This is a genomic window from Cytobacillus oceanisediminis, assembly GCF_003182355.1.
GTDB classification, from domain to species: domain Bacteria; phylum Bacillota; class Bacilli; order Bacillales; family Cytobacillaceae; genus Cytobacillus; species Cytobacillus oceanisediminis_A.
In genome coordinates this window covers 40,318-62,635 of record NZ_QGTW01000012.1, presented here as the reverse complement: position 1 = coordinate 62,635, position 22,318 = coordinate 40,318, and the positions used below count along the sequence as shown (strand labels likewise).

Below are 22,318 nucleotides of genomic sequence, written 5' to 3'. Positions count from 1 at the left end.
GATGAGCACTTACTAATATCGATGCTACCTATAGGAAAAAACCTAATCAAAATTTGATCAGGTTTTTTCGGAAGATTTTTTATTAATAGTTATTTTCGTTTTTGTATCCGTTTTGCTGTGCCTGGTATTCATCTTTTATCTCAGAGCGGAATGAATCAATACTTTCGCGGCGTCGCTCATTTTTGGCTTCGATTCGGGCAAGCTCCTCGGCATTTGCAAACTCCATTGACTCCTCCGCTTCGTCCATGTTTTCAATTGTATGGACGATCATGGATTGAAGCTTTTCTACATTATCGCTGCGGTCATCGGGATTTGGTTTGTTATGTGCCATGGTAAGTTCCTCCCTTAGATGAGTGATGGTACAAAATTAGTTTGTGAAAGAGCAGATAAATTATCGGCGGAAAAGTGTGGGTATCTTGCCTTTAGAGAATTTGATTAAAATAGAAAACCCGCCGCAGGGGGAAGCGGCAGGCATATAACCTGTATATTATTCACCTTTTGTTTGTATAACTTGTGCATGCTGACCGGATTTATCCTGCATTTTCTTGCCTTTATTGCCGCCAAATCCGCGCGATTGTGTACCAATATGATTTGGAGCAAAATGCTCTCGGTTTTTTTTCGGGTTGCCCATCAAAATCCCTCCTCATTTAAAGTATGGTCAGATGAAGAGGGTTTCATGAATGGGAAGTACTGCTATTCAGCTTTATCGAGACGCTTTTTTTCAAGGCGTTCTTCAATTTTATCCATTGCATCTTGATCCCTAAGTAATTGACGCTTATTTTCTAATACTAATTCCGCAAAGGAGCGTTTTCTCGGTTTTCTCATGAACATTCACCTTCCTTTAAACAGTATTGTAACAGTCATTATGTCCAAAAACCGTTTAAATTATTACAACTTTTTGAAAATTTAATCCGCTAATTCATCATATGTGAAAAAAGTTCATTTGATTCAAAATTTTAACAAATTAACAAAAGATTCAGATAAATAAAAATTGGTCAGTCTTTACTTTAACCCGTTTAATGTCATTCAAACAAATAGACAACTGAACTTGTTTCAGTATTAATCTTCTCAAATAAAAAAACATCTGCCTTTCAGCAGATGCTTTCATGTTACATTTCATCAATATACTGCCTCATTATTTCTAAAGGCACGGCACTTAAGTATTTATTCCTGATGATCCCTTTTTCATCGATAAAAAACGTCGTAGGAATCGTTAAGATTTGATAGGCTTTTACTGCTTTCTCTTCCTCATCAAGCAGAATGGGAAAATTAATACGCATTTCTTTTGCAAATCCGGCCACATCATATTGAGGATCAATGTTAACAGCCAAAATGGCAACTTCATCCCCTTTTTCGGTATAGAACTTTTGGATATCCGGCATCTCAGCTTTGCAAGGAGGGCACCAGGTTGCCCAAAAATTCAGCATAACCTTCTTTCCTTCATAATCCGAGAGCTTCACCGTTTCACCCTGAAGATTTTCCAATTCAAAATCAGGCGCCTTTAAGCCTATTCCCAGCCCCGTTTGATTCACTGGTTCTGTCTTTTCTTCATCTTTCTCAACTGCCTGAACAAGAACTGTGGTGACCAATACAAACAATACCGCTGCTGCAATCATCTTCTTGAACATACTGACATTCCCTCCAGCTTACAGGCTAAACAGCCTTTTGCTTTCTTGTTTGTATTGTAACCTAGAAAAGTAAAATAAATAAGGTTCTGACCAGCCAAAAAGATAACAGAAATGTGACAGTTCCATAAATAATCCCGCTTAACCAGCTTTGTACCCTATAACGGCTCTTTCTAATTCTCCATGCAACATAGGCAAGGGCCAGAATAAGACCTAAAACCAATCCTTTCATTCCCCCGGAAAAATATAAAATTCCAATAGGGTTAGTTATCATATTTTTTGTCTGGAAGAGAACTGAACTAAACTTGTATGTAAAAAAACCGATTAAGACAGCATTGATGATGTCATTTAAAAAGTCCTTTTTAAAATCCTCTTCTTTTTTCAAAGCCTGTCTTACTACAAAATAAGAGATAATACCTGCCAGGAAAATAAGAACCCATTCATACTTAATTAATAATGGTCCAAGCAAAAAAGCACCCAATGTTAGCCCTCCAATAAACTCATCTAAAGCTAAAATACCTAATCCAGTATCTTTTGTAAAATAAAAAACCGCCATGTGACGAATCACATAGCGGTTTGAAACCTTTAGTTTGCTAATTTATCTCGAAGAACCATTTGCAGGATTCCGCCGTGACGGTAGTAATCGATTTCAACTTCAGAATCGAATCGTACAAGAGCTTCAAATGTAGTCTTGTTGCCGTCTTCATCTGTAGCTGTAACTTTTACAAAGTCACGTGGTCTTACATTTTCATCGATTTGTACATCGATTGTTTCTTTACCAGTTAAGCCAAGAACCTCTGCACTCTCGCCTTCCTTGAACTGAAGCGGAAGTACGCCCATTAAAACAAGGTTTGAACGATGAATACGCTCATAGCTTTCGGCAATAACTGTCTTAATTCCTAGTAAGTTCGTACCTTTTGCAGCCCAGTCACGGGAAGATCCCATTCCATAGTCTTTGCCGGCAAGAACCACAAGACCTGTTCCATCTTCTTTGTACTTCATGCAAGCATCATAGATAGAAGTTACTTCGCCAGTAGGCCAGTACGTAGTAAATCCGCCTTCTGTGCCAGGAGCAATTTGGTTCCGGATACGGATGTTTGCAAATGTACCGCGCATCATAACTTCATGGTTTCCACGGCGGGATCCATAAGAGTTGAAGTCGCGTGGTTCAACACCGTTCTCGCGAAGATATTTTCCTGCTGGTGTATCTTTCCCGATCGCACCTGCCGGAGAAATATGGTCAGTTGTTACGGAATCACCGAACTTGCCGACAACACGCAATCCTGATAAAGGTTTAACTTCATCAGCATTAGGAGTTAAGCCTTCAAAGAACGGAGGGTTCTGGATATATGTTGAATTATCATCAAATGAATATAAAGGCTCATTGCTAGTTTGAATTTGATTCCAGCGAGCGTTGTCATCAAACACATGCTCATATTCTTTACGGAACAATTCAGGTGTAACAGTCTGTTTAACAACTTTATTTACTTCAGCAGTTGATGGCCAGATATCGTTAAAGAAGACATCATTGCCATTTTTATCCTTGCCGATTGGTTCTTTTTGAAGATCGATATCAACTGTTCCTGCCAAAGCATAAGCAACCACTAATGGCGGAGAAGCCAGATAGTTTGCTTTTACAAGCGGATGGATACGGCCTTCAAAGTTACGGTTTCCGGAAAGAACTGAAGTTACGAGAAGGTCGCTTTCAGCTACAGCCTTTTCGATTTCTTCTCTTAATGGACCAGAGTTACCGATACATGTTGTACAACCATAACCTACAAGGTTGAATCCAAGCTGCTCCATGTATGGAAGAAGTCCTGAATCACGCAGGTAGCCAGTAACAACTTTTGACCCTGGAGCCAAAGAAGTTTTAACGAACTTAGGAACTTCCATTCCAAGTTCGACTGCCTTTTTTGCAACTAATCCTGCCCCAACTAAAACGTAAGGGTTTGAAGTATTTGTACAGCTAGTGATCGCCGCAATCGCAACAGCACCCGTTTTCATCTTAGTTGAATCGCCATTTGCAAATTCAACAGTAATTTCTTTGTCTATTTCTTTCTTATCCAAGCCGAAGCCCTGGTTGCCTTGTGGAGCTGTGATAGCATCATTAAATTCCTTTTTCATAGCAGAAAGCGGAATTAAATCCTGTGGACGCTTAGGGCCTGAAAGGTTCGCTTCGATTTCGGAAAGATTGATTTCAACTACATTTGTATATACTGGCTCTAGAGATGGATCGAAGAACATTCCATTTTCTTTGCAGTATTTTTCAACAATTTTGATTTGCTCTTCCGGACGGCCGGTCAGGCGCATGTAATCAAGCGCTTCCGCATCAACAGGGAAGAATCCGCAGGTAGCACCGTATTCTGGAGCCATGTTTGCAATTGTTGCACGGTCAGCCAAAGGAAGCTGTGTAACACCAGGACCGAAGAACTCTACGAACTTGCCAACTACTCCCTGACTGCGAAGTACTTGAGTTACCTTCAAAGCTAGGTCGGTAGCTGTCGTTCCGTTAGGAAGCTCCCCAGTAAGCTTTACCCCTACAACTTCAGGAACAGGGAAGTATGATGGCTGTCCAAGCATTCCTGCTTCAGCTTCAATACCGCCTACACCCCATCCAAGAACGCCGATACCGTTGATCATGGTTGTATGGGAGTCGGTACCCACAAGTGTATCAGGGAAAGTCTCGAAATCGCCTTCAGTAGTTTCAAGAGCATGAACAACATTTGCCAGGAATTCAAGGTTTACCTGGTGAACGATCCCAGTTGCCGGCGGAACCGCACGGTAGTTGTCAAATGCTTTTTGAGCCCAGCTTAAGAACTGGTAGCGCTCAGCATTACGCTCGAATTCAAGTTCCATATTCGCTTCAAGCGAATCAGGAGTGCCATATTTGTCAACCTGTACAGAGTGGTCGATAACAAGATCAACCGGCTTCTCAGGATTGATTTTATCTGGGTCTCCACCCATGTCTGCCATTGCTTTACGCAGTGAAGCCAAGTCAACTACTGCAGGAACCCCAGTGAAGTCTTGCAGAATAACGCGTGACGGCTTGAAAGGAACGTCGACCTCTTTAACTTCTGAAGTTCCCCATTTTGCCAGATTTTCAACATGTTCTTTAGTAATTACACGGCCGTCATATTGACGAAGTACTGATTCCAATAAAACCTTAATGGAATACGGCAATTTGGAAACATTACCCACTCCAGATTCTTCCAGAGCACCTAAGTGATAGTAATGATAGCGCTTCCCATCCAATTCAAAGGATTTGCGGGAATTGAACACATCATTCTTTGCCATATGTATTACCCCCTCTTTCATTAAACATCATATACCAAGTGATAGGTAATTGTCGAAAAGTTTGAATTTTCATCCATCCTCACTTTTCTCACAATTTCTATATTAATACAACCTTTTATATAAGTAAATAACAAGAAAGTTATTGTTTCTGATAAGTTTTTCTTATAGTAAATTTCATTTTAACGATTTTAATTGTTAAAAAGCGATAAATGAAAGCGTTTTTCATTTAGTGACATAAATTTTACATTCTTGGTTATTATGCTGAAAAAATAATAAAACATTAGCTCTACATCGGAATTTTATCATAATTTGTCATAATCCAAGGAAAAATACCTCCTACGGAGGTGATTTTCTATGGCTAAACGAAAAGCAAATCATATCATTGAGGGCATGAATGCAGCTAAGGGGCAAGGCATGGGGACTGGATACAATGAAGAATTCTCCAATGAGCCATTAACCGAAGCGCAAAAACAAAATAATAAAAAGCGGAAGAAAAACCAGTAATATAGAAAAGCTTTGGCGCCCTTGCCCATCGGCGGAGCGTGATGGACTGAGGCCCGCAGGACAAGGAATGCTACGGCAGCGATACATCGCACGACCAAAAGCGACAGCTTTTGGGAGGACGTGGCGCTTTTTGTCTGAGTTCCTTTTATGAGATAAAGGAAACATGAAGAACAATAGTGATTCGATGTTGACTTATAACGCTCGGAAACGCGCACGCTCTATGCGCCTCGCCTTACTAGCACATCCTGTGCGTCGTGGCAGGAGAGGTGAGGGAAGCACGTCGGGTAGACAGGGTACCGGGCTAGACAGTTATCAAAGTTCAGAATTTATACTTTCAGTTAATAATAAAACCCGGCTAAGAGGTAGCCGGGTTCTCCATTTTATTTCCTTTAAAGCCTGCTTTTAATACTGATTTACATCATCCACCATGGACTTTAAGTCCTGTTGAAATCGTTCCAGCTGTGCACGCTGGTGTTCAGAGGCAACTTCCAATGCATTTTCAATTTGCGCATATGCTTCATTTACTTCCTGCTTAAGATGTTTAAGCTGGTGGCCATAGCTGGCTGAATCTTTAACAATCTCAGCATATAGCTCCTGTGCGTCTTCCATTCCCTGCTGTGCTGCCTGGAATGCTTGCTGTTTATCTTTATGGTATGGCATACCTTGTTCACTCCTAATAAAAATTTGTACCATTAAATTGCGCATTAGCCGATAAAAATATTCCGCAAAGTGGTTTAGGAGCAAATGTTCAATTATAGCCACATTTTGCAAGGCAATTTTATCGAAAAAAAAGCCAAACTAACACTAGAAATACAGGTGAAATTCACCTTATTTCTTTAATCATGAGGAGGGATTGAGATGAACAAAAACAATGGCAAAGACATGAGAAAGAATGCGCCTAAAGGCCACAATCAAGGCCAGCCTGAGCCTTTAAGCGGATCCAAAAAAGTGAAAAACCGCAACCATACAAGACAAAAGCATAATTCCCATCATGATATGTAATTTTTTTAATATGGGCTGTGTTAAAGGTCATTTCTTATGCAGAGCCTAATTATAAAACAGCTGCCGTTTTTAGCGGCAGCTGCAGTTTCTTTATATGGAAGATAATGCGTTTAAAATGTTCTCCTCTTCTTCTACAGTAACCGTGCGCAGATCGATTAGTATTTCTTCTTTATGAATCCTGACAATAATCGAAGGAGTGAAGCCCGTTCTTAACTGCCGGCCTACATGCTCAGCTGAGTATTGTTTATGCTTCAGGACAGCAATCCAGGAAGGCAGCTTCACATCAGGCATTGTCCCCCCGCCTACTTGTCCTGCACTTTCCTGCATTGAAAAATGATAATTTTCCGAGAGCTTTTCCAGTTTATGAATGAAATGTTCTGTTCGCTTTTTAAGTTCTTCCCTGGTTGTCAGTACATCCCGAACAACAGGAATACTTTTCAGGCCAGCCTCGCCTTTTAAATAATCAAGAAGTGTCCCTTCAAGGGCTGCAAGCGTCATTTTGTCCACACGCAGCACTCGGGCAAGCTGATGCTTCTTTAATTTATTGATTAAATCCTTTTTGCCGGCTATAATCCCAGCCTGCGGGCCTCCCAGCAGTTTGTCGCCGCTAAACGATACAATGTCAGCTCCCAATTTGATGACCTCGCTGACTGCCGGCTCGTCTCCGATTCCCCTGCTTTTAAAATCCAAAAGGGCTCCGCTGCCAAGATCTTCGTAAAAAATAATATTCCTTTCTTTCGATAAGTCAGTAAGCTCTTCTGTATCAACTTCTTTTGTAAATCCGATAATTTTAAAATTGCTCGTATGAACTTTTAGAATCATCGCAGTTTCTTCGTTTATGGCTTTTTCATAATCTGACAAATGAGTCTTGTTTGTGGTTCCGACTTCGGCAAGCTTTGCACCGCTTTCTTCCATAATACTTGATATCCTGAAGGATCCGCCAATTTCTACAAGCTGGCCTCTGGATACAATAACTTCTTTATCAGCTGCAAGGGCTTTTAAGATAAAATAAACTGCCGCAGCGTTATTATTAACAACCATGGCGGCTTCCGCGCCTGTTAACTCCTTTAAAAGGCCTTCAACATGGCTATGCCTCGAACCGCGTTCACCTTCCGCCAGTTTATATTCCAAATTGGAATAATTTATGGCTGTTTCAAGCATGTGTGCGGCAGCCTTACTGCTTAGACGGGCGCGTCCAAGATTGGTGTGCAGGATCGTTCCTGTTGCATTAATTACCCTTTTTAGCGTGTAGGCATAACGATATTGGATCGCTTCCTCTACCCTTTGAAAAAGTGTTTCCATGAATCCCTTCATACCCGGATCATCATTCTCCCAGCGGGCACCCAATATTTCCTGTCTAATATCCGAAATAACATCTTTTAGGATGTTTGTCATATGTATAAAATCCAGCCCATTCTGGGCCATAAGCTCATTGAACCTGTCTTCCTTTTGCAATTCATGTACAGATGGTATGTTTCTAAGTATTTTTTTCAAAAGTATCCCTCCAACACTAGCCTGTTTATTATACCATTTTTCACTAATTAGCATGGAATGAATACTATAGAAAGAAGCAAGGGGGTAATGGAATGAATAAAAAGGAAGATTTGCACTCCTTTAATATAAGCGAAATGGAGAAATGGATGGAGAATTTTTTCCTTGATCCTCTCACATCCTATCTGGATCAGCTGACTTTTCGCATTGATTTATTTGAGACACAGAACGAAATCATCATAGAAGCTTTATTGATCGGCTGTGATCAGAAAGATGTAACCGTTTCCTTAAAAGAAAATAAGGTCTTCATAAAAGCTGTTAAAAGGGAACTTCCCTTGGGAAAAAGTGGTCAACCCTGTATGCGGAAGGTAGAATTGCCTTTTAAGGTGATTAATAAAAGAGTAACAGCCGCCTTTTCGAATGGAATCCTGGAGATTTTTATTGCCAAAAACGAAGCTGGGCCTGGCTGTAATAGAAATATAACGATTCCTTGATTGAGGGTAAGTGTGAGTATGCCTATTTTTATAATCATGTTTACATAATATTATTATGGTCTCAATAGGCCGGTAAAAAACCTCCTCCTGATTGGAGAAGGTTTTTTACGAGTTAACCCTGCATTTGTTCTATAATATTTTTTGATTTTGGAAATACACCTGTATCCAGTTTGGAATAAAGCTTTTCACCATTAACTGTCACCTCAAACGCTCCGCCTGAGCTAGGAATAAGCTCCATTTTTACAATATCAGAACGGAAATGAGAAAAAAGTTCCTCCGCGAAACTCGCGGCTTTTGGCGCGTAGTTTCACATCATACAAAATTCAACAGTTACTTCAAATGTCTTCATGTTAATTCCCCCGTATGTATAGTTGCTAAAAATGTAAATATATTGACATTTTAGTACAAACAGCTTTTCAGTGCAAATCGTAATTTTTAGAGCAGGCAAAGCTTGCCATTACTTTGAAAATAAAGCAATATAAACATGTACTGCGTAATAATGAGGTGATTTTATGAAAATACAGGAATACCTAAACCGTTTATCTGTACCAGCAGATAATAAGCCGGATTTAAAGTATCTGACTCAACTGCAGCAAAGCCATATGGAGAGTATCCCTTTTGAAAACCTGGATGTAACTAGAAAGGTTCCTATCGAGCTTGACGCTGATTCTTTTTATGAAAAAATTATGGTACGGAAACGAGGCGGCTTTTGTTATGAATTAAATGGTCTCTTCCAACTCCTGCTGTCAGAGCTCGGGTTCCAAGCCCATTTAATATCCTGCACCGTAAAAAAGCCGGATGGCTGGGTTAGAGCAGATTCACATGCGGCCATTCTCGTTTCGATAAATCATTTTCCTTACTTGGTGGATGTTGGTTTTGGAGATTCTGTCCGCCAGCCTATGCCTTTATCCGGTGAAGAAAAGTCAGATGTAAGCGGATCTTACAGGATAAAAGAGATCGGGAAGGGTATTTTTGACCTTGAAAGGCTGGAGAATGAAAAGTGGAAAATCCTTTACCGTTTTTCCGATAAGCCTAAACAGCTCAAAGACTTTACTGAAGCTTGCATCTTTAATCAAACCTCACCGGAATCAAATTTCACTCATGGCGATCTTGCTACGATTGCAACCAAAAATGGCCGCATCACTCTCGCGGGACATATTGTCACGAAATCTGTAAATGGACAGAAAGAGAAATTAGAATTAAATGAGAGTGAAATACACGAATATCTGCAGAAGCAATTTCATATCAAAATATGAAAGGACAGCTTTATGGGCTGTCCTTTTGTGTTCTTTATAATTTTGTCTTTAGCTTATCCAGCATGTCTGCTGTCATTTTTGCCAGATCATATTCTGCTTTGAAGCCCCACTCTTCTTTTGCTGCTGATGAGTCAATCGAATTTGGCCAGCTGTCAGCAATCGCCTGGCGGACAGGATCAACATCGTAAGTAATCTCAAAATTAGGGATATGCTTGCGGATTTCCGCGGCAATCTGCTCCGGTTCAAAGCTCATTGCTGTCACGTTAAAGGAATTTCGGTGACTCAAATTATCAGCGTCCGCTTCCATTAAGTCTACAATCGCATTTAAAGCATCCGGCATATACATCATATCCATATAGGTGCCTTTATTGATATAGGAGGTGTAACGGCCATTTTTAATGGCTTCATAATAGATTTCAACAGCGTAATCCGTTGTTCCGCCCCCTGGAGGAGTAACGTAAGAGATTAAGCCAGGGAAACGCAATCCTCTCGTATCTACACCGAATTTGTTGTAATAATAATCTGATAACAATTCGCCTGCCACTTTGTTTACACCATACATGGTAGTCGGCCGGTGGATGGTATCCTGTGGTGTATTGTCTTTTGGCGTTGAAGGTCCGAATGCGCCAATGGAACTTGGCGTAAAGAATTGTGCTTTGCATTCTCTCGCTGTTTCCAGGGCATTCATCAGTCCGCCCATGTTCAAATTCCATGCAAATACTGGATTGGCTTCAGCCGTGGCAGATAAAAGAGCAGCCATATGGATGACTGAATCAATATCATATTTTTTTGCTATTTCAAGCATGGTTTTTGCATCGGTCACGTCAACCATTTCAAAAGGGCCTGATTGGGCAGCTTCTGACTCATTTTTTCTGATATCAGTAGCAATAACATTATCTGTTCCATAGATGTCTCTTAATTTTAAGGTAAGTTCAGAGCCGATTTGCCCTAAAGCACCTGTAATCATAATTCGTTTCATTGTTTTCCTCCAACTTTTCCTCTTTGCCTATAAAGCTTTATTTAGAAGTGTTTTGTTTTATTAGTTCTGTTAAACTTGCCTGTTGATTTCCGCTCAATCCACAGGTTGCTGAAATCAAAATTGAGTTTTAACACAGCGGATTTATCAATAAACCAAGCTTAAATAATGCCCATTTCTTTGCCTGCTTTTTCATAAATAGAAATTGCGTTATCAAGCATCTCTTTCGTATGTGCTGCAGACGGCATATTTCTCACGCGGCCTGTTCCCCGAGGTACTGTTGGGAAGACGATTGACTTCGCATATACACCTTCTTCGTTAAGCTTTTTGCTGAATTCCTGGGTTTTAACCTCATCCCCAATTATGCAAGGAGTGATTGGTGTTTCGCTGTCACCGATATCAAATCCTAATTTCTTTAAACCATCTTTTAAATAGTTGGCGTTTTCCCAAAGCTTTTCATTCAGCTCCGTACTTTCCATTAATAGTTCAATGGATTTTATGCTGGCAGCTACATCCGCAGGTGTAAGCGATGTTGAGAATAAGAATGGCCTGCTGCTTACTTTCAGCCAATCAATTAAATCCTTCTTGCCGGCCACATATCCTCCGACAACACCGATTGCCTTTGAAAGTGTCCCGATTTGGAAATCAATTTTATCAGAAAGTCCAAAATGCTTAACCGTTCCTGCGCCTTTTCCAAGAACACCAGAACCATGTGCATCGTCTACATAAGTGATTAGATCAAATTCTTCAGCAATTTCCACAATCTCTGGAAGCTTTGCAATATCTCCATCCATTGAGAAGACACCATCAGTGATGACCATGATTTTGTTGTATTGGCCGGATTCCTTGGCTTCTTTCGCTTTTGCTCTTAGGTCGTCCATATCTGAATGGTTTACCCGGATAATTTTTGCTTTGGAAAGGCGGCAGCCGTCAATAATGGAAGCATGGTTTAATTCGTCAGAAAGAATGGCATCGTTTTTGTCCATAACCGCGGAAATCGCGGCCATGTTGCAATTGAACCCTGACTGGTAAGCGATAGCTGCCTCTGTATGTTTAAACTGGGCAAGCTTTTCTTCAAGCTTTGTATGCAGCTCAAGTGTTCCATTGATTGTCCGGACCGCACCTGCTCCCACTCCATACTTTTCAACTGCTTCGATCGCAATCTTCTTGAGCCTTTCGTCTGTGGCCAATCCCAAATAGTTATTAGAGGAAAGGTTGATTAGCTCTCTGCCGTTGATTTTAATAATAGGCCCATTTGGACTTTCAAGAGGGTCAATCACATTATAAAGTCCTCTTCCTTTCAAATCCTCAAGGTTTTCATTTAAAAAAGAATCTAAAGTTTTGCTTGTCATCTAAAATCCCCCTATACATTTTTAATAAATGTCGCTAACTCATAAACAATTGTATTCCCAGAGCGGACATTGAATTTACTGATTAGATAAGGCTATGTAAAGGTTTCTCATTCATTACTTTATCACATTTTTTGAATTTGTACACTTATGGAGGACACAATTTTATAATTTCCTCTTCAATGGGTACCCCGTTTTATTAGTTTGTCCCTTTAATCCAAAAGTGTTTCATAACCTGTTAAAAGTATTGTTTTCATATTATATATACAATTAATTTTTTGAACTCCAAAACCCATTTTCTTTATGGTGAATAAATATACACAAAGTTGAGCTGTTTACTCTATCAAATCCAAGGGAACCAATTCTACATAGTAAAATTTGGTCAGGCTTAAAGCCTATGGAGGTTATAGAATGAAACACCCATTAAATGTCACATCGGAAATTGGAGAGCTTAAAACGGTTCTTCTGCATAGACCGGGGAAAGAAATTGAAAATCTTACTCCCCAATATTTAAAAAGGCTATTATTTGATGATATTCCATTTTTGCCTGCAATCCAAAAAGAACATGATTATTTTGCAAACATTTTAAGCAATCGGGGGATTGAGGTTTTGTATCTCGATAAGCTTATGACAGAAGCTATTCAAAAGGAAGAAGTTCGTCTTTCTTTTATTGAAAAAGTTTTATTGGAAAGCCAGTCAAATATTAATGGATCATATGAAACTGTGAAGGAATACTTGCTATCTCTTCCTGCCTATGAATTAGTCAGCAAAGTAATGGCTGGTGTTGTGAAATCTGATATTGAACAGGAGAAGAAAGTCCACCTTCATGAGCTGATGCCGGATCACTATCCATTTTATTTGGATCCAATGCCAAATCTATATTTTACAAGGGATCCCGCGGCAGTTATTGGAGAGGGCATCACCATTAATCGCATGCATGAACCGGCAAGAAGAAGAGAATCCATATTTATGGACTATATCATGAATCATCATCCCCGTTTTAAAAGACATGAAATACCAACATATTTTAAACGGGATGATATTTATTCGCTGGAAGGCGGGGATGAACTTGTCCTTAGTGATGAGGTTGTTGCAATTGGAGTAAGTGCGAGAACATCCGCACAGGGCATTGAAAAGCTTGCGCACGAATTATTTCGCCGCCAGGAATCCATAAAAAAAGTTGTCGCAGTTGAAATACCGAAAATCAGGGCATTTATGCACCTCGATACTGTGTTTACTATGATTGATTACGATAAATTTACCTACCATCCTGCTATTGAGGACAGTGACGGCAGTATGAAGATTTACATACTGGAACAGGAAAATAATTTTGGTCAGCTGAAAATCACAGAAAAAAACTCTCTTACAGAAACGCTAAAAGAAGTATTGAATCTTGATGAGATCGTATTAATTCCATGCGGAGGGGGCTGTCCAATCGCATCGGCAAGGGAACAATGGAATGATGGCTCCAACACGCTCGCGATTGCACCTGGCGTGGTCGTCACCTATGATCGCAACTACGTATCCAACGACATCCTCCGCCAAAACGGCGTGGAAGTCATCGAAATCCTAAGCTCGGAGCTATCAAGAGGCCGCGGCGGCCCAAGATGCATGAGCATGCCAATATTGCGGGAAAATATAAGCTAAAAAATTCGGGTGGTACCAGGTACCACCCGAATTTTGTCGAATGACTCTTAAGCAGTTGCGAGTTTAATTCTATTGCCTGACGGGTCTTGGACAAATATCCCACCGATCGTTTTTTCTATAGTTGTACCCATTTCTTTTAATCTTTGCAGAGTAGTGCCTCTTTCAGCCTCATCCCGCAGAATGAGGGTAAAATTATTTAGGCCCGGTGTGTTATCTTCGGCTGGTTCTCCCCCCCTGCTTTGCCATGTATTAAGGCCAATATGATGGTGGTATCCCCCGCTGGAGACAAAGATGGCCTTGCTGCCATATCGGTTCACAAGATCAAACCCCAGGCCTTTACAGTAAAATTTCTCTGTTTCTTTTAATTCGATAACCTGCAGGTGGATATGGCCCATAACCGTACCTGCAGGCATCCCTTCCCAATCTTTATCATTTCCTACAGTTAATAAACCGTTCGCATCTAAAGGTTCCGTTGTCATGTGAACTTCACCTTGGTTCCATTGCCACGTTTCTGCAGGGCGATCAATATATACTTCAATGCCATTCCCCTCTGGATCCGCTAAATAAATGGCTTCACTGACATAATGGTCTGATGCTCCCTGAAGCGGATAATCGCTTTTAAGCATATGACGAAGAAACCTTGCCAAGTCAGACCGATCAGGCAGAAGCAGTGCCATATGATAAAGACCAGGAGCTCCCGCCTTTTTTGGTACAACCTCCCCCGCTTTTTCAATTGTTATAAGAGGTTTTTCTCCATCAGCACTAAAATCAGCTTTGCTTTCTGTTCCCTTTAAAAGCTTTAATCCCAAGATATCCCTATAAAAAGATTTACATCTTTCCAGGTCCTTAACCAATAACCCAGTATGGCTGACAAAAGTAATCGGACTTTCATGAAAACTCATTTACCTTTCCACCTCACAAATTAAATGGTATTGTTCTAAATTTTTGGCTCTATTAAATTTGCCTGTTGATTTCCGCTCTAGGTGCTCAGCAAACCACGGGCGATCAGGGAGCCTCCTCAAGCGTTAAGCCTGCAGGGTCTCCCTTTGATCCTCACTCCCGCAGGACTTTGAATAAGTATCCTGAGTAAACACCGCACAAAGGAAATGCGGATGCATTTTCGAGTATCTCGCACTTTCCGCTCTAATCCACAAAGTGCCAAAATCAACTTTGAGCTTTAACAAAGCCAAATTTTTAAAAGCAGTTCTTTTAAAGAATAACCTAAATATAAATATACTAATGTCCATTAAAACAAGCACCTTTTAATAACTTTTCCACTTTATTTATAAAAAATTCTTCTTAATAATTTATTTTTATTTATAATTATTATAAAAAAGTATTGATTTTATATTGAGAAGTGTTATCATTATTTTTGTAAGTAACCTATTAAACTATTTATGAGGTGATTAAAGAATGACGAAAAACAACAACCTTACTACTAGCTGGGGCGCACCTGTAGGCGATAACCAAAATTCATTGACTGCCGGCTCACGCGGGCCAACCTTAATCCAGGATGTACATTTGCTTGAAAAGCTGGCCCACTTTAACAGAGAACGTGTACCTGAGCGAGTTGTCCACGCCAAAGGTGCTGGCGCCCACGGCTATTTTGAAGTAACTAATGACCTCACAAAATATACAAAAGCAGCCTTTTTATCTGAAGTAGGAAAACGCACTCCTATGTTTATCCGCTTTTCCACTGTGGCAGGAGAGCTTGGATCAGCTGATACAGTCCGTGACCCGCGAGGTTTTGCGGTTAAGTTTTATACAGAAGAAGGAAATTATGACCTTGTTGGAAACAACACACCTGTATTCTTTATTCGCGATGCAATCAAGTTCCCTGACTTCATCCATACACAAAAACGCGACCCTAAAACACACCTGAAAAACCCGACAGCAGTATGGGATTTCTGGTCTCTTTCACCTGAATCTTTGCATCAGGTAACCATCTTAATGTCGGACCGGGGCATTCCTGCAACACTTAGACATATGCATGGTTTCGGAAGCCATACATTTAAGTGGGTTAACGCTGAAGGAGAAGGTGTTTGGGTAAAATACCACTTTAAAACAGAGCAGGGCGTTAAAAATCTTAGTGTTGAAGCTGCAGCTAAAATGGCTGGAGAAAACCCTGATTATCATACAGAGGATTTATTTAATGCGATTGAAAATGGAGACTTCCCATCATGGAAACTATGTGTGCAGATTATGCCATTAGAAGATGCGAACACTTACCGTTTCGATCCATTCGATGTAACAAAAGTTTGGTCACAAAAGGACTACCCATTAATCGAAGTAGGCCGCATGGTTCTGAATAAAAACCCTGAAAACTACTTTGCAGAAGTGGAGCAGGCAACCTTCTCGCCTGGAACATTAGTACCGGGTATTGATGTATCGCCTGACAAAATGCTTCAGGGACGCCTATTTGCATACCATGATGCACATCGTTACCGCGTAGGAGCGAACCATCAAATGCTTCCAATTAACCGCCCTCGGAACGAGGTTAAGAACTATCAGCGTGATGGCCAAATGCGTTTTGATAACAACGGCGGAGGGTCTGTATACTACGAGCCAAACAGCTTTGGAGGTCCAACAGAAGCACCGGAGCATAAGCAGGCAGCCTACCCTGTTTCCGGGTTGGCAGAAAGCGTGGCATATGATCATAATGACCACTATACGCAGGCGGGTGACTTATACCGCTTAATGAGCGAAGAAGAACGCTCCCGCCTTGTAGCAAACATTGTGGCAGCTATGAAGCCAGTGGAAAAAGAAGAAATCAAACTGCGCCAGATTCAGCACTTCTATAAAGCAGACCCTGAATACGGTACACGAATTGCCAAAGGACTCGGCCTGGCTGTACCACAAGGCGTAAAATAACAGATCAAAATATTGGGGAAAATTCCCTCCTATTCTCATTTTCATTCTCTAATTATCATTTAAAAAGGCATCCATTGAGTACCAATGGATGCCTTTTTTCTCAAATAAACCACGCTTCATGCAAAAGTCTTATTCCACTTTCAATGTCCTCTAATGATAATCCGCCAAACCCCAGCATAATTGTTGCATCCTCAGTAATTACATCGTTGTTCAAAAGATATGCTGACGCAGAATAAACCTTTACTCCATTTAACCCTGCTGCCTCAATAAGTTCAACATCTTTGCGATTTTTCACCTTAAGCAAAATATGCAGTCCTGCCTTCTCTCCGATAATTTCAACTTTATTCCCCATGTGATTTTCAATGCTAGAAAGAAGGACCCTATGTTTGCCATGATAAATTTTCCGCATTTTTCGGATATGGCGTTCAAATTCTCCGGAAGCCATAAACCGGCTTGCCGCCTTCTGAATAATAGAAGGAACGTTTTGATGGTACAGCTGGTTTTCTTTCTTGTATTTAACAGCCAACTCAGGCGGAAGTACCATATAACTCAGCCTGGCAGATGGAAGAAAGCATTTCGAAAAAGTGCCCAGATATATAACCTTTTCTCCTTCATCCAAAACTTTTAATGGAGGGATTGGCATACCCTGATAGCGGAATTCTCCATCATAATCATCCTCAATAATATACCCCCCAGATTGGTACGCCCAATTCAGCAGCTTTTTTCTCTTTTGAATCGAAAGGATCATGCCCATCGGAAATTGGTGGGATGGCGTAACATAAACAGCCTTTGTATCAATTGGCAAAGTCTCTATATCAATACCATCCTCATGCAAAGAGATGGGCCTAATTTTGCAATTTTCATAGGAAAAGACCGATCGGACCCCATCATAACCGGGATCTTCGAAACCTATCTTTTCATTTCTGAGACATAAGAGATGAATCAGCATACTTATTGATTGCTGCGTACCCGATGTAATTACTATTTGCTTTTGCCCGCAATCTACACCTCTGCTTCTATATAAATATAAAGCTATCTGTTTTCGTAACTCTGCATCCCCTTGCTTATCCCCATATTTAAAGCAGGCACTATCCAATGAATCAAGGGTTTCATTTAAATACTTCCTCCATTTTTTCATCGGAAAACTGGGAATATCAATATCTCCATACTGAAAATCATATTTAAAAGTTTCCTTAGGCTGTTCTTTGGAGTTCATTAACTCTATAGCCAGCGGCTGTTTAGGTTTTAGAACTTCTTCTGTTGGCAAAACGAAAATTCCGCTTTTAGGCCGGCTTTCTGCATATCCCTCTGCAATGAGCTGCTGATAAGCTTCTTCTATCGTATTCTTGCTTACTTTTAAATATTTTGAAAGGTAACGGATCGATGGAAGCCTGGAGCCTGGTGATAAACGGCCGCTCTCGATTTCTCTTTTAATATAGGAAGATAGCTGTGAATATATCGGATCTCTCTTATTTTTATCAAAATATGGCGTAATCTCCATTGTTCCTCCATCTGACCCTTATAAAAAAATTAAAACTGTCACTGTTAATCAGGTCAAAGCTTTTTTAAAATGATTTTACCATATCTAAGGAGGAAATCGGATGTATTCAATGAGACAACAAACGATGGAGTGGAAGGATAAAATAAGGATAGAAGCGTTTTTATCAAAGGTTAAGATTGGTCACTTAGGTTTATCGGATGATGGTTTTCCCTATGTCATCCCTTTAAACTTCACCTGGCATAACGGTTTTATTTATTTTCACGGTGCTTCTGAAGGAAGAAAGATTGATATAATGGCAAAAAACCAGCAGGCCTGCTTCACCGTATGCGAGGAGCTTGGAACCATGTCAAATCCGGTCCCGGCCAAAACAGACACAGCCTATATGAGCGTCATGGTTTTTGGAAAAACAGAAAGAGTTGAAGATCTGGCTGAAGCAACAGCAGCTATGCAGAGCATGCTGGATAAATATGTGCCCGGGTATTATTCGAATAAGCTTCCAAGCACGCATATTGAAAAATACCGTTCTTCACTGGGGAGTAAGACAGCAGTTTTTAAAATAGTTCCCGAAACTGTAACTGCTAAAAAAAATGAACTGAATGAAAACACAAGATTTTTTCCGGGCAGGACTGCGCTTTCTGATATGGATACATGATCTCGTAAAAATTCCCCCTCCCTCCAGCGGTTTCCGTCTAGTCTAACTGATAAAAATCTAGTATCATGTAGAGATGGATTATTTATGGACAAAGTGAGGATTAAAAACAATGAGTTTATTAACTGTAGATAAATTGAGCCATACATTCGGTGACCGGACACTTTTCAAAGATGTTTCGTTCCGTCTGCTGGCAGAAGATCATGTAGGACTTGTAGGAGCCAATGGGGTTGGAAAATCAACTCTTATGAATATTATCACGGGACAGCTTATCCATGATTCCGGCCGTGTCGAGTGGACGCCAACCGTAGAATATGGATATCTTGACCAGCATACTGTACTTACACCTGGCAAAACGATGCGAGATGTCCTTAAGGACGCTTTTCTTCCTCTTTTTGAACAGGAAAAAGAATTAAATGAAGTAACAGCAAAAATGGCCGATGCCACTCCGGAAGAACTGGAAGATCTTCTTGAAAAAATGGGTGAGATACAGGACCGCCTTGATGCGGGCGGATTCTATTCCCTTGATATTAAAATTGAAGAAGCGGCGCGGGGACTTGGCCTTGATGCGATCGGGCTTGACCGTGATGTTGCAGCACTTAGCGGAGGACAGCGTACAAAGGTACTCTTGGCCAAACTTCTTTTGGAGCAGCCGCAGGTATTGCTGCTGGATGAGCCGACCAACTATTTGGATGTCGAGCATATCCGCTGGCTGACAAACTATCTAAAAGAGTATCCTTATGCCTTTATGCTGATTTCCCATGATACTGAATTCATGAACCAGGTATCAAACACTATTTTCCACTTGGAATTTTCAAAACTAACCCGCTATACGGCAAGCTATGATAAATTCCTGGAGCTGGCGGAAATTAATAAGAACCAGCATATCAATGCTTATGAAAAACAGAAAGAATTCATAAAAAAGCAGGAAGATTTCATTGCCAAAAACAAAGCTCGTTACTCAACGACTGGCCGTGCGAAAAGCCGTCAAAAGCAGCTTGATCGCATGGAAAGAATTGATCGTCCTGAAACAGCGATGAAACCGACGTTCGAATTCAAAGAATCACGCGGCAGCAGCCGGTACGTTTTCCAGGGCGAAGATGTTGAAATTGGGTATTCACATGCCTTATTGCCAAAAATGTCAATGACCATTGAGCGCGGGGAAAAGATTGCCATTGTCGGCTGCAATGGTGTCGGGAAATCGACTCTGTTAAAAACAATGCTGGGCAAAATCAAGCCAATCAGCGGCAAGGTTGAACAAGGTGACTTCCTATACCCTTCTTACTTTGAACAGGAAGTAAAAGCCGAAAACATTACGCCGATCGATGACGTTTGGAGTGAATTCCCGGGATTGGATCAGCATCAGGTTCGTGCTGCTCTGGCAAAATGCGGTTTGAAAAACGAACATATTTCGCGTCCGATGAACCAGCTAAGCGGAGGAGAGCAGGCTAAAGTCCGCCTCTGCAAGCTTCTAATGAATGAAAGCAACTGGCTGTTATTCGATGAGCCGACTAACCACCTTGATGTGGTTGCAAAAGAAGAATTAAAGCGTGCACTGAAAGCCTATAAAGGCACAATTGTACTCGTATGCCACGAACCGGATTTCTATGAAGATTGGGTAACAAAGGTTTGGAATGTCGAAGAATGGTCACAGCAGCTTAATCCTAATTAAATAAGATGATCCCCTGCCTTGCAGGGGATTTTTGTTTGGCTGATAAATCCATGATTTAGGCCGATAAATTGGGCTGTTTGGCCGTTAAATCCCTGATTTAGGCCGATAAACTTGTAAAATTGGCCGATAAATTTGAATACCCGCATTTTATCAGGAAAATTATTGCTAATTAGATCGTTATTTTAGAAATTTTATTGGTTTTCTGCATCTTTGCTTCAAAAATGCAAAAAAGCCGCACCAAAAGGATGAGGCCTTATAAATTCTATTCTTTTTCCACTTTTACATGTAAGCCTCTATCGACACGATACGTAAATGTTACTTCTTCAAAGCTGTCAGGATCAGCATGAAACCAGAAGACAACCTCCGAGCTGCTTGCCTTTGTATATTGGTAGCTGCTCTCAATAATTTCCCAATTTGGTTCATGAATATAATGGCTAATCCTAATAAGTGCTTCTTCTTCTTTATGGTTCCGGATGATGTATTTATGCTCCTTATATTCATATCTTCCTTGTCGGTAGCTGTTCTTTTCAATATGAGTACATTTGATATCAAAAGCTGTACCAAGCTGGAGGTTTACCTTTTCGTTTTTAGAAGTGTGGCTAATTGAATCTTCACCGATGAATTCGAGTGAGCTGTCTTCGCTGCCTTTCTGATAAACCTTAACTTTTCCTTTAGGCAGTGGAAGGCCAAGCCTATTTTCCTGGCTGTTTTCAAATTCTATTAATATCTTAACATCCTCAGACCATTTGGTGCATTCATAGTATCTTTTTAAATTAGCCTTTTCAACTTGAAGAAAGTTAATTTGCTTGGTCTGATTATTTTTCAAAGTGGCCAGCCTTTCCAGTTTGTATAGATGGTAATCGGCAAAGCTCTTTTCCGTAAATTCCGGGGAAGCTTTTTCTGTATTGGTGTACAAATTCATGTCATCTTCTTCGATCCTCCAGTTGTCCTCTATCCGGTTAACCTCTCCAGCAATCACTTTTATCTGTGCATCTTCATAAGCCGCACCGGAATGGTTTTCGATTTTCACCCATCCTGCCAGTTGAAAGCCTTGGTCTGTCAATTCCATTACATAATTGGCATCCCAGGATATCCCCTTTGTCAGATAAGATACTGTCATATCTTTCACAGGTCCTGGTTTTACCTTCCAAACAAGGGCTGGCCGGACAAGCAAACCGCGGGGCAGCTTTGGCAAAATGATTTCGCCCTTAGGATTAATCATTATCTCTTTCGTTTCTGCATGTTCCAGAACAATGCCATTTTTTCAGCTACGTCCATGTATTGAATGTGATCAATACCTTCATTGCTGTTGACCGAACGATCCTCTCTTACAAGCGCAAACCCTCCATTATAAATGGTTAAAGCCATCCCCTTTGTTTCTTCTTTTGTTGAAGTGTAGGTCATCACTTTCCCCCTCCCCTTTAACTATTATCGTAACAGCCTACCCTGTTAAATTTTCAAAAAGGGTCAATTTTTTATAATAATTCTTCTTCTAACTTTTCAAGCTTTTTAAAGTTCCTGTTATTTTTGCTTCTAGCTAATAAGTGTTTTAGCCAGTATTCAGCTTTTTCCTGGTCACCAGTTTTAATGATTGTCCCAAATGCACGTTTATAGCCTTTGTTATAGGGTATATCTTTACCAGCAACAAGCAGAAATGACTCCATAGTAGGCAGCTGCCATATCAAATATCTGCAGCTCTTCTTATAGAATACCTAAATTAAAATAGCTGCTTTCAAGATCTTTAATAGAAAACGGATTTAGGACAGCTGGTTTATTGTATTTAAGTGCTTTGTTCACATAATGTTCATATTTCTCATATCGCTTTTTAATAGAAACAGTGCCATTTCATCACCTTCTTAAATGCTCCCAATATTTCCTTTAAATGGCTTCTTAAAAAAGCAATACGGGTTATGATTTCTTAGTGTATAATAAAGTGATTTTGCAGATATGGAAACGTTTAAATTTTTACCAAAAATATTGAAAAAAG

The 22,318-nt window shown here is 40.4% G+C and carries 23 protein-coding genes and 1 pseudogene; 8 read left to right on the top strand and 16 right to left on the bottom strand.

Features of this window, described 5'->3' with window-relative positions:
* Positions 1-82: 82 nt before the first annotated feature.
* The 6 genes from tlp to acnA form a co-directional block, all read right to left on the bottom strand.
* On the bottom strand, positions 83-331 hold the full coding sequence (gene tlp / locus DFO73_RS20085; protein WP_110066479.1) for a small acid-soluble spore protein Tlp: 249 nt from the start codon (positions 329-331) through the stop codon (positions 83-85).
* Positions 332-487: 156 nt separating this feature from the next.
* Positions 488-631: an acid-soluble spore protein N gene (locus DFO73_RS20080; protein ID WP_110066478.1), complete on the bottom strand. Its 144-nt coding sequence runs from the start codon at positions 629-631 to the stop codon at positions 488-490.
* Positions 632-693: 62 nt separating this feature from the next.
* Positions 694-825: an FbpB family small basic protein gene (locus tag DFO73_RS20075; RefSeq protein WP_110066477.1), complete on the bottom strand. Its 132-nt coding sequence runs from the start codon at positions 823-825 to the stop codon at positions 694-696.
* A 284-nt stretch (positions 826-1,109) separates the two neighbouring features.
* A complete protein-coding gene (locus DFO73_RS20070) occupies positions 1,110-1,628 on the bottom strand; it encodes a peroxiredoxin family protein (RefSeq protein ID WP_110066476.1) in 519 nt (172 codons plus the stop codon).
* A 61-nt stretch (positions 1,629-1,689) separates the two neighbouring features.
* Positions 1,690-2,181 carry a hypothetical protein gene (locus DFO73_RS20065; protein ID WP_258309637.1) on the bottom strand — a complete coding sequence of 164 codons (492 nt, stop codon included), beginning with the start codon at positions 2,179-2,181 and terminating at the stop codon, positions 1,690-1,692.
* A gap of 29 nt (positions 2,182-2,210) precedes the next feature.
* Positions 2,211-4,919, bottom strand: a complete 2,709-nt coding sequence (gene acnA, locus DFO73_RS20060; protein WP_110066475.1) for an aconitate hydratase AcnA — start codon at positions 4,917-4,919, stop codon at positions 2,211-2,213.
* Between the two features lie 354 nt (positions 4,920-5,273).
* On the opposite strand from acnA, the gene sspO reads away from it, so the two are divergent.
* Positions 5,274-5,423 carry a small acid-soluble spore protein O gene (gene sspO, locus DFO73_RS20055; RefSeq protein ID WP_110066474.1) on the top strand — a complete coding sequence of 50 codons (150 nt, stop codon included), beginning with the start codon at positions 5,274-5,276 and terminating at the stop codon, positions 5,421-5,423.
* A 402-nt stretch (positions 5,424-5,825) separates the two neighbouring features.
* Here the strand turns inward: sspO and DFO73_RS20050 are convergent, their stop codons facing one another.
* A complete protein-coding gene (locus DFO73_RS20050) occupies positions 5,826-6,083 on the bottom strand; it encodes a hypothetical protein (RefSeq protein ID WP_026581646.1) in 258 nt (85 codons plus the stop codon).
* A gap of 198 nt (positions 6,084-6,281) precedes the next feature.
* Between DFO73_RS20050 and DFO73_RS20045 the strand changes: the two genes are divergently transcribed.
* A complete protein-coding gene (locus DFO73_RS20045; protein ID WP_110066473.1) occupies positions 6,282-6,425 on the top strand; it encodes a small acid-soluble spore protein P in 144 nt (47 codons plus the stop codon).
* Positions 6,426-6,515: 90 nt separating this feature from the next.
* Here DFO73_RS20045 and selA read toward each other — a convergent pair whose 3' ends face one another.
* Positions 6,516-7,919 carry an L-seryl-tRNA(Sec) selenium transferase gene (selA, locus tag DFO73_RS20040; protein WP_110066472.1) on the bottom strand — a complete coding sequence of 468 codons (1,404 nt, stop codon included), beginning with the start codon at positions 7,917-7,919 and terminating at the stop codon, positions 6,516-6,518.
* Between the two features lie 92 nt (positions 7,920-8,011).
* Between selA and DFO73_RS20035 the strand changes: the two genes are divergently transcribed.
* The gene (locus DFO73_RS20035; protein ID WP_110066471.1) at positions 8,012-8,410 is read left to right on the top strand and encodes an Hsp20/alpha crystallin family protein; all 399 of its coding nucleotides are present in this window, start codon (positions 8,012-8,014) and stop codon (positions 8,408-8,410) included.
* Positions 8,411-8,522: 112 nt separating this feature from the next.
* Here DFO73_RS20035 and DFO73_RS29665 read toward each other — a convergent pair.
* Positions 8,523-8,705 (bottom strand): annotated as a pseudogene (locus tag DFO73_RS29665) (Rdx family protein); the annotation flags it as partial.
* A gap of 217 nt (positions 8,706-8,922) precedes the next feature.
* Between DFO73_RS29665 and DFO73_RS20025 the strand changes: the two are divergent.
* Complete coding sequence (locus DFO73_RS20025; protein WP_110066469.1) at positions 8,923-9,666, top strand: arylamine N-acetyltransferase family protein; 744 nt, start codon at positions 8,923-8,925, stop codon at positions 9,664-9,666.
* Between the two features lie 34 nt (positions 9,667-9,700).
* Here DFO73_RS20025 and DFO73_RS20020 read toward each other — a convergent pair whose 3' ends face one another.
* Complete coding sequence (locus tag DFO73_RS20020) at positions 9,701-10,645, bottom strand: L-threonine 3-dehydrogenase (protein ID WP_110066468.1); 945 nt, start codon at positions 10,643-10,645, stop codon at positions 9,701-9,703.
* A 158-nt stretch (positions 10,646-10,803) separates the two neighbouring features.
* Entirely contained in the window at positions 10,804-11,994 is a 1,191-nt protein-coding gene (locus DFO73_RS20015; protein ID WP_110066467.1) for a glycine C-acetyltransferase, read from the bottom strand.
* A 408-nt stretch (positions 11,995-12,402) separates the two neighbouring features.
* Here DFO73_RS20015 and arcA point away from each other — a divergent pair, with 408 nt between their 5' ends.
* Positions 12,403-13,638, top strand: a complete 1,236-nt coding sequence (arcA, locus tag DFO73_RS20010; RefSeq protein ID WP_110066466.1) for an arginine deiminase — start codon at positions 12,403-12,405, stop codon at positions 13,636-13,638.
* 47 nt (positions 13,639-13,685) lie between these two features.
* Here arcA and DFO73_RS20005 read toward each other — a convergent pair whose 3' ends face one another.
* Positions 13,686-14,540, bottom strand: coding sequence for a VOC family protein (locus DFO73_RS20005; RefSeq protein ID WP_110066465.1), 855 nt, complete (start codon positions 14,538-14,540; stop codon positions 13,686-13,688).
* Between the two features lie 511 nt (positions 14,541-15,051).
* Here DFO73_RS20005 and katA point away from each other — a divergent pair.
* Entirely contained in the window at positions 15,052-16,509 is a 1,458-nt protein-coding gene (gene katA, locus DFO73_RS19995) for a catalase KatA (RefSeq protein WP_110066463.1), read from the top strand.
* Positions 16,510-16,609: 100 nt separating this feature from the next.
* On the opposite strand, the gene pdxR is transcribed toward katA, so the two are convergent.
* A complete protein-coding gene (gene pdxR / locus DFO73_RS19990; protein WP_110066462.1) occupies positions 16,610-18,010 on the bottom strand; it encodes a MocR-like pyridoxine biosynthesis transcription factor PdxR in 1,401 nt (466 codons plus the stop codon).
* Between the two features lie 100 nt (positions 18,011-18,110).
* On the opposite strand from pdxR, the gene DFO73_RS19985 reads away from it, so the two are divergent.
* Both DFO73_RS19985 and DFO73_RS19980 read left to right on the top strand, forming a co-directional pair.
* Positions 18,111-18,662: a pyridoxamine 5'-phosphate oxidase family protein gene (locus DFO73_RS19985; protein ID WP_110066461.1), complete on the top strand. Its 552-nt coding sequence runs from the start codon at positions 18,111-18,113 to the stop codon at positions 18,660-18,662.
* A 109-nt stretch (positions 18,663-18,771) separates the two neighbouring features.
* Positions 18,772-20,331 carry an ABC-F family ATP-binding cassette domain-containing protein gene (locus DFO73_RS19980; protein ID WP_110066460.1) on the top strand — a complete coding sequence of 520 codons (1,560 nt, stop codon included), beginning with the start codon at positions 18,772-18,774 and terminating at the stop codon, positions 20,329-20,331.
* A 262-nt stretch (positions 20,332-20,593) separates the two neighbouring features.
* On the opposite strand, the gene DFO73_RS19975 is transcribed toward DFO73_RS19980, so the two are convergent.
* The 3 genes from DFO73_RS19975 to DFO73_RS19965 form a co-directional block, all read right to left on the bottom strand.
* Positions 20,594-21,553 carry a DUF4139 domain-containing protein gene (locus tag DFO73_RS19975; RefSeq protein WP_110066459.1) on the bottom strand — a complete coding sequence of 320 codons (960 nt, stop codon included), beginning with the start codon at positions 21,551-21,553 and terminating at the stop codon, positions 20,594-20,596.
* Complete coding sequence (locus DFO73_RS19970) at positions 21,553-21,735, bottom strand: hypothetical protein (RefSeq protein WP_110066458.1); 183 nt, start codon at positions 21,733-21,735, stop codon at positions 21,553-21,555. Before DFO73_RS19970 ends, DFO73_RS19975 begins: the two co-directional genes overlap by 1 nt.
* A 71-nt stretch (positions 21,736-21,806) precedes the next feature.
* A complete protein-coding gene (locus tag DFO73_RS19965) occupies positions 21,807-21,995 on the bottom strand; it encodes a hypothetical protein (RefSeq protein ID WP_142669539.1) in 189 nt (62 codons plus the stop codon).
* Positions 21,996-22,318 lie beyond the last annotated feature (323 nt).

Excerpts from the sequence above, each read along its gene's own strand:
- sspO (WP_110066474.1), top strand. The coding sequence starts at position 5,274 with ATGGCTAAACGAAAAGCAAATCATATCATTGAGGGCATGAATGCAGCT.
- DFO73_RS20050 (WP_026581646.1), bottom strand. The coding sequence starts at position 6,083 with ATGCCATACCATAAAGATAAACAGCAAGCATTCCAGGCAGCACAGCAG.
- DFO73_RS19985 (WP_110066461.1), top strand. The coding sequence starts at position 18,111 with ATGTATTCAATGAGACAACAAACGATGGAGTGGAAGGATAAAATAAGG.
- DFO73_RS20035 (WP_110066471.1), top strand. The coding sequence starts at position 8,012 with ATGAATAAAAAGGAAGATTTGCACTCCTTTAATATAAGCGAAATGGAG.
- acnA (WP_110066475.1), bottom strand. The coding sequence starts at position 4,919 with ATGGCAAAGAATGATGTGTTCAATTCCCGCAAATCCTTTGAATTGGAT.
- DFO73_RS20080 (WP_110066478.1), bottom strand. The coding sequence starts at position 631 with ATGGGCAACCCGAAAAAAAACCGAGAGCATTTTGCTCCAAATCATATT.
- DFO73_RS20045 (WP_110066473.1), top strand. The coding sequence starts at position 6,282 with ATGAACAAAAACAATGGCAAAGACATGAGAAAGAATGCGCCTAAAGGC.
- DFO73_RS20070 (WP_110066476.1), bottom strand. The coding sequence starts at position 1,628 with ATGTTCAAGAAGATGATTGCAGCAGCGGTATTGTTTGTATTGGTCACC.
- DFO73_RS19975 (WP_110066459.1), bottom strand. The coding sequence starts at position 21,553 with ATGATTAATCCTAAGGGCGAAATCATTTTGCCAAAGCTGCCCCGCGGT.
- arcA (WP_110066466.1), top strand. The coding sequence starts at position 12,403 with ATGAAACACCCATTAAATGTCACATCGGAAATTGGAGAGCTTAAAACG.
- DFO73_RS19970 (WP_110066458.1), bottom strand. The coding sequence starts at position 21,735 with ATGACCTACACTTCAACAAAAGAAGAAACAAAGGGGATGGCTTTAACC.
- DFO73_RS20065 (WP_258309637.1), bottom strand. The coding sequence starts at position 2,181 with ATGGCGGTTTTTTATTTTACAAAAGATACTGGATTAGGTATTTTAGCT.
- DFO73_RS19965 (WP_142669539.1), bottom strand. The coding sequence starts at position 21,995 with ATGGAGTCATTTCTGCTTGTTGCTGGTAAAGATATACCCTATAACAAA.
- pdxR (WP_110066462.1), bottom strand. The coding sequence starts at position 18,010 with ATGGAGATTACGCCATATTTTGATAAAAATAAGAGAGATCCGATATAT.
- DFO73_RS19980 (WP_110066460.1), top strand. The coding sequence starts at position 18,772 with ATGAGTTTATTAACTGTAGATAAATTGAGCCATACATTCGGTGACCGG.
- katA (WP_110066463.1), top strand. The coding sequence starts at position 15,052 with ATGACGAAAAACAACAACCTTACTACTAGCTGGGGCGCACCTGTAGGC.
- DFO73_RS20075 (WP_110066477.1), bottom strand. The coding sequence starts at position 825 with ATGAGAAAACCGAGAAAACGCTCCTTTGCGGAATTAGTATTAGAAAAT.
- DFO73_RS20025 (WP_110066469.1), top strand. The coding sequence starts at position 8,923 with ATGAAAATACAGGAATACCTAAACCGTTTATCTGTACCAGCAGATAAT.
- DFO73_RS20020 (WP_110066468.1), bottom strand. The coding sequence starts at position 10,645 with ATGAAACGAATTATGATTACAGGTGCTTTAGGGCAAATCGGCTCTGAA.
- DFO73_RS20015 (WP_110066467.1), bottom strand. The coding sequence starts at position 11,994 with ATGACAAGCAAAACTTTAGATTCTTTTTTAAATGAAAACCTTGAGGAT.
- DFO73_RS20005 (WP_110066465.1), bottom strand. The coding sequence starts at position 14,540 with ATGAGTTTTCATGAAAGTCCGATTACTTTTGTCAGCCATACTGGGTTA.
- tlp (WP_110066479.1), bottom strand. The coding sequence starts at position 331 with ATGGCACATAACAAACCAAATCCCGATGACCGCAGCGATAATGTAGAA.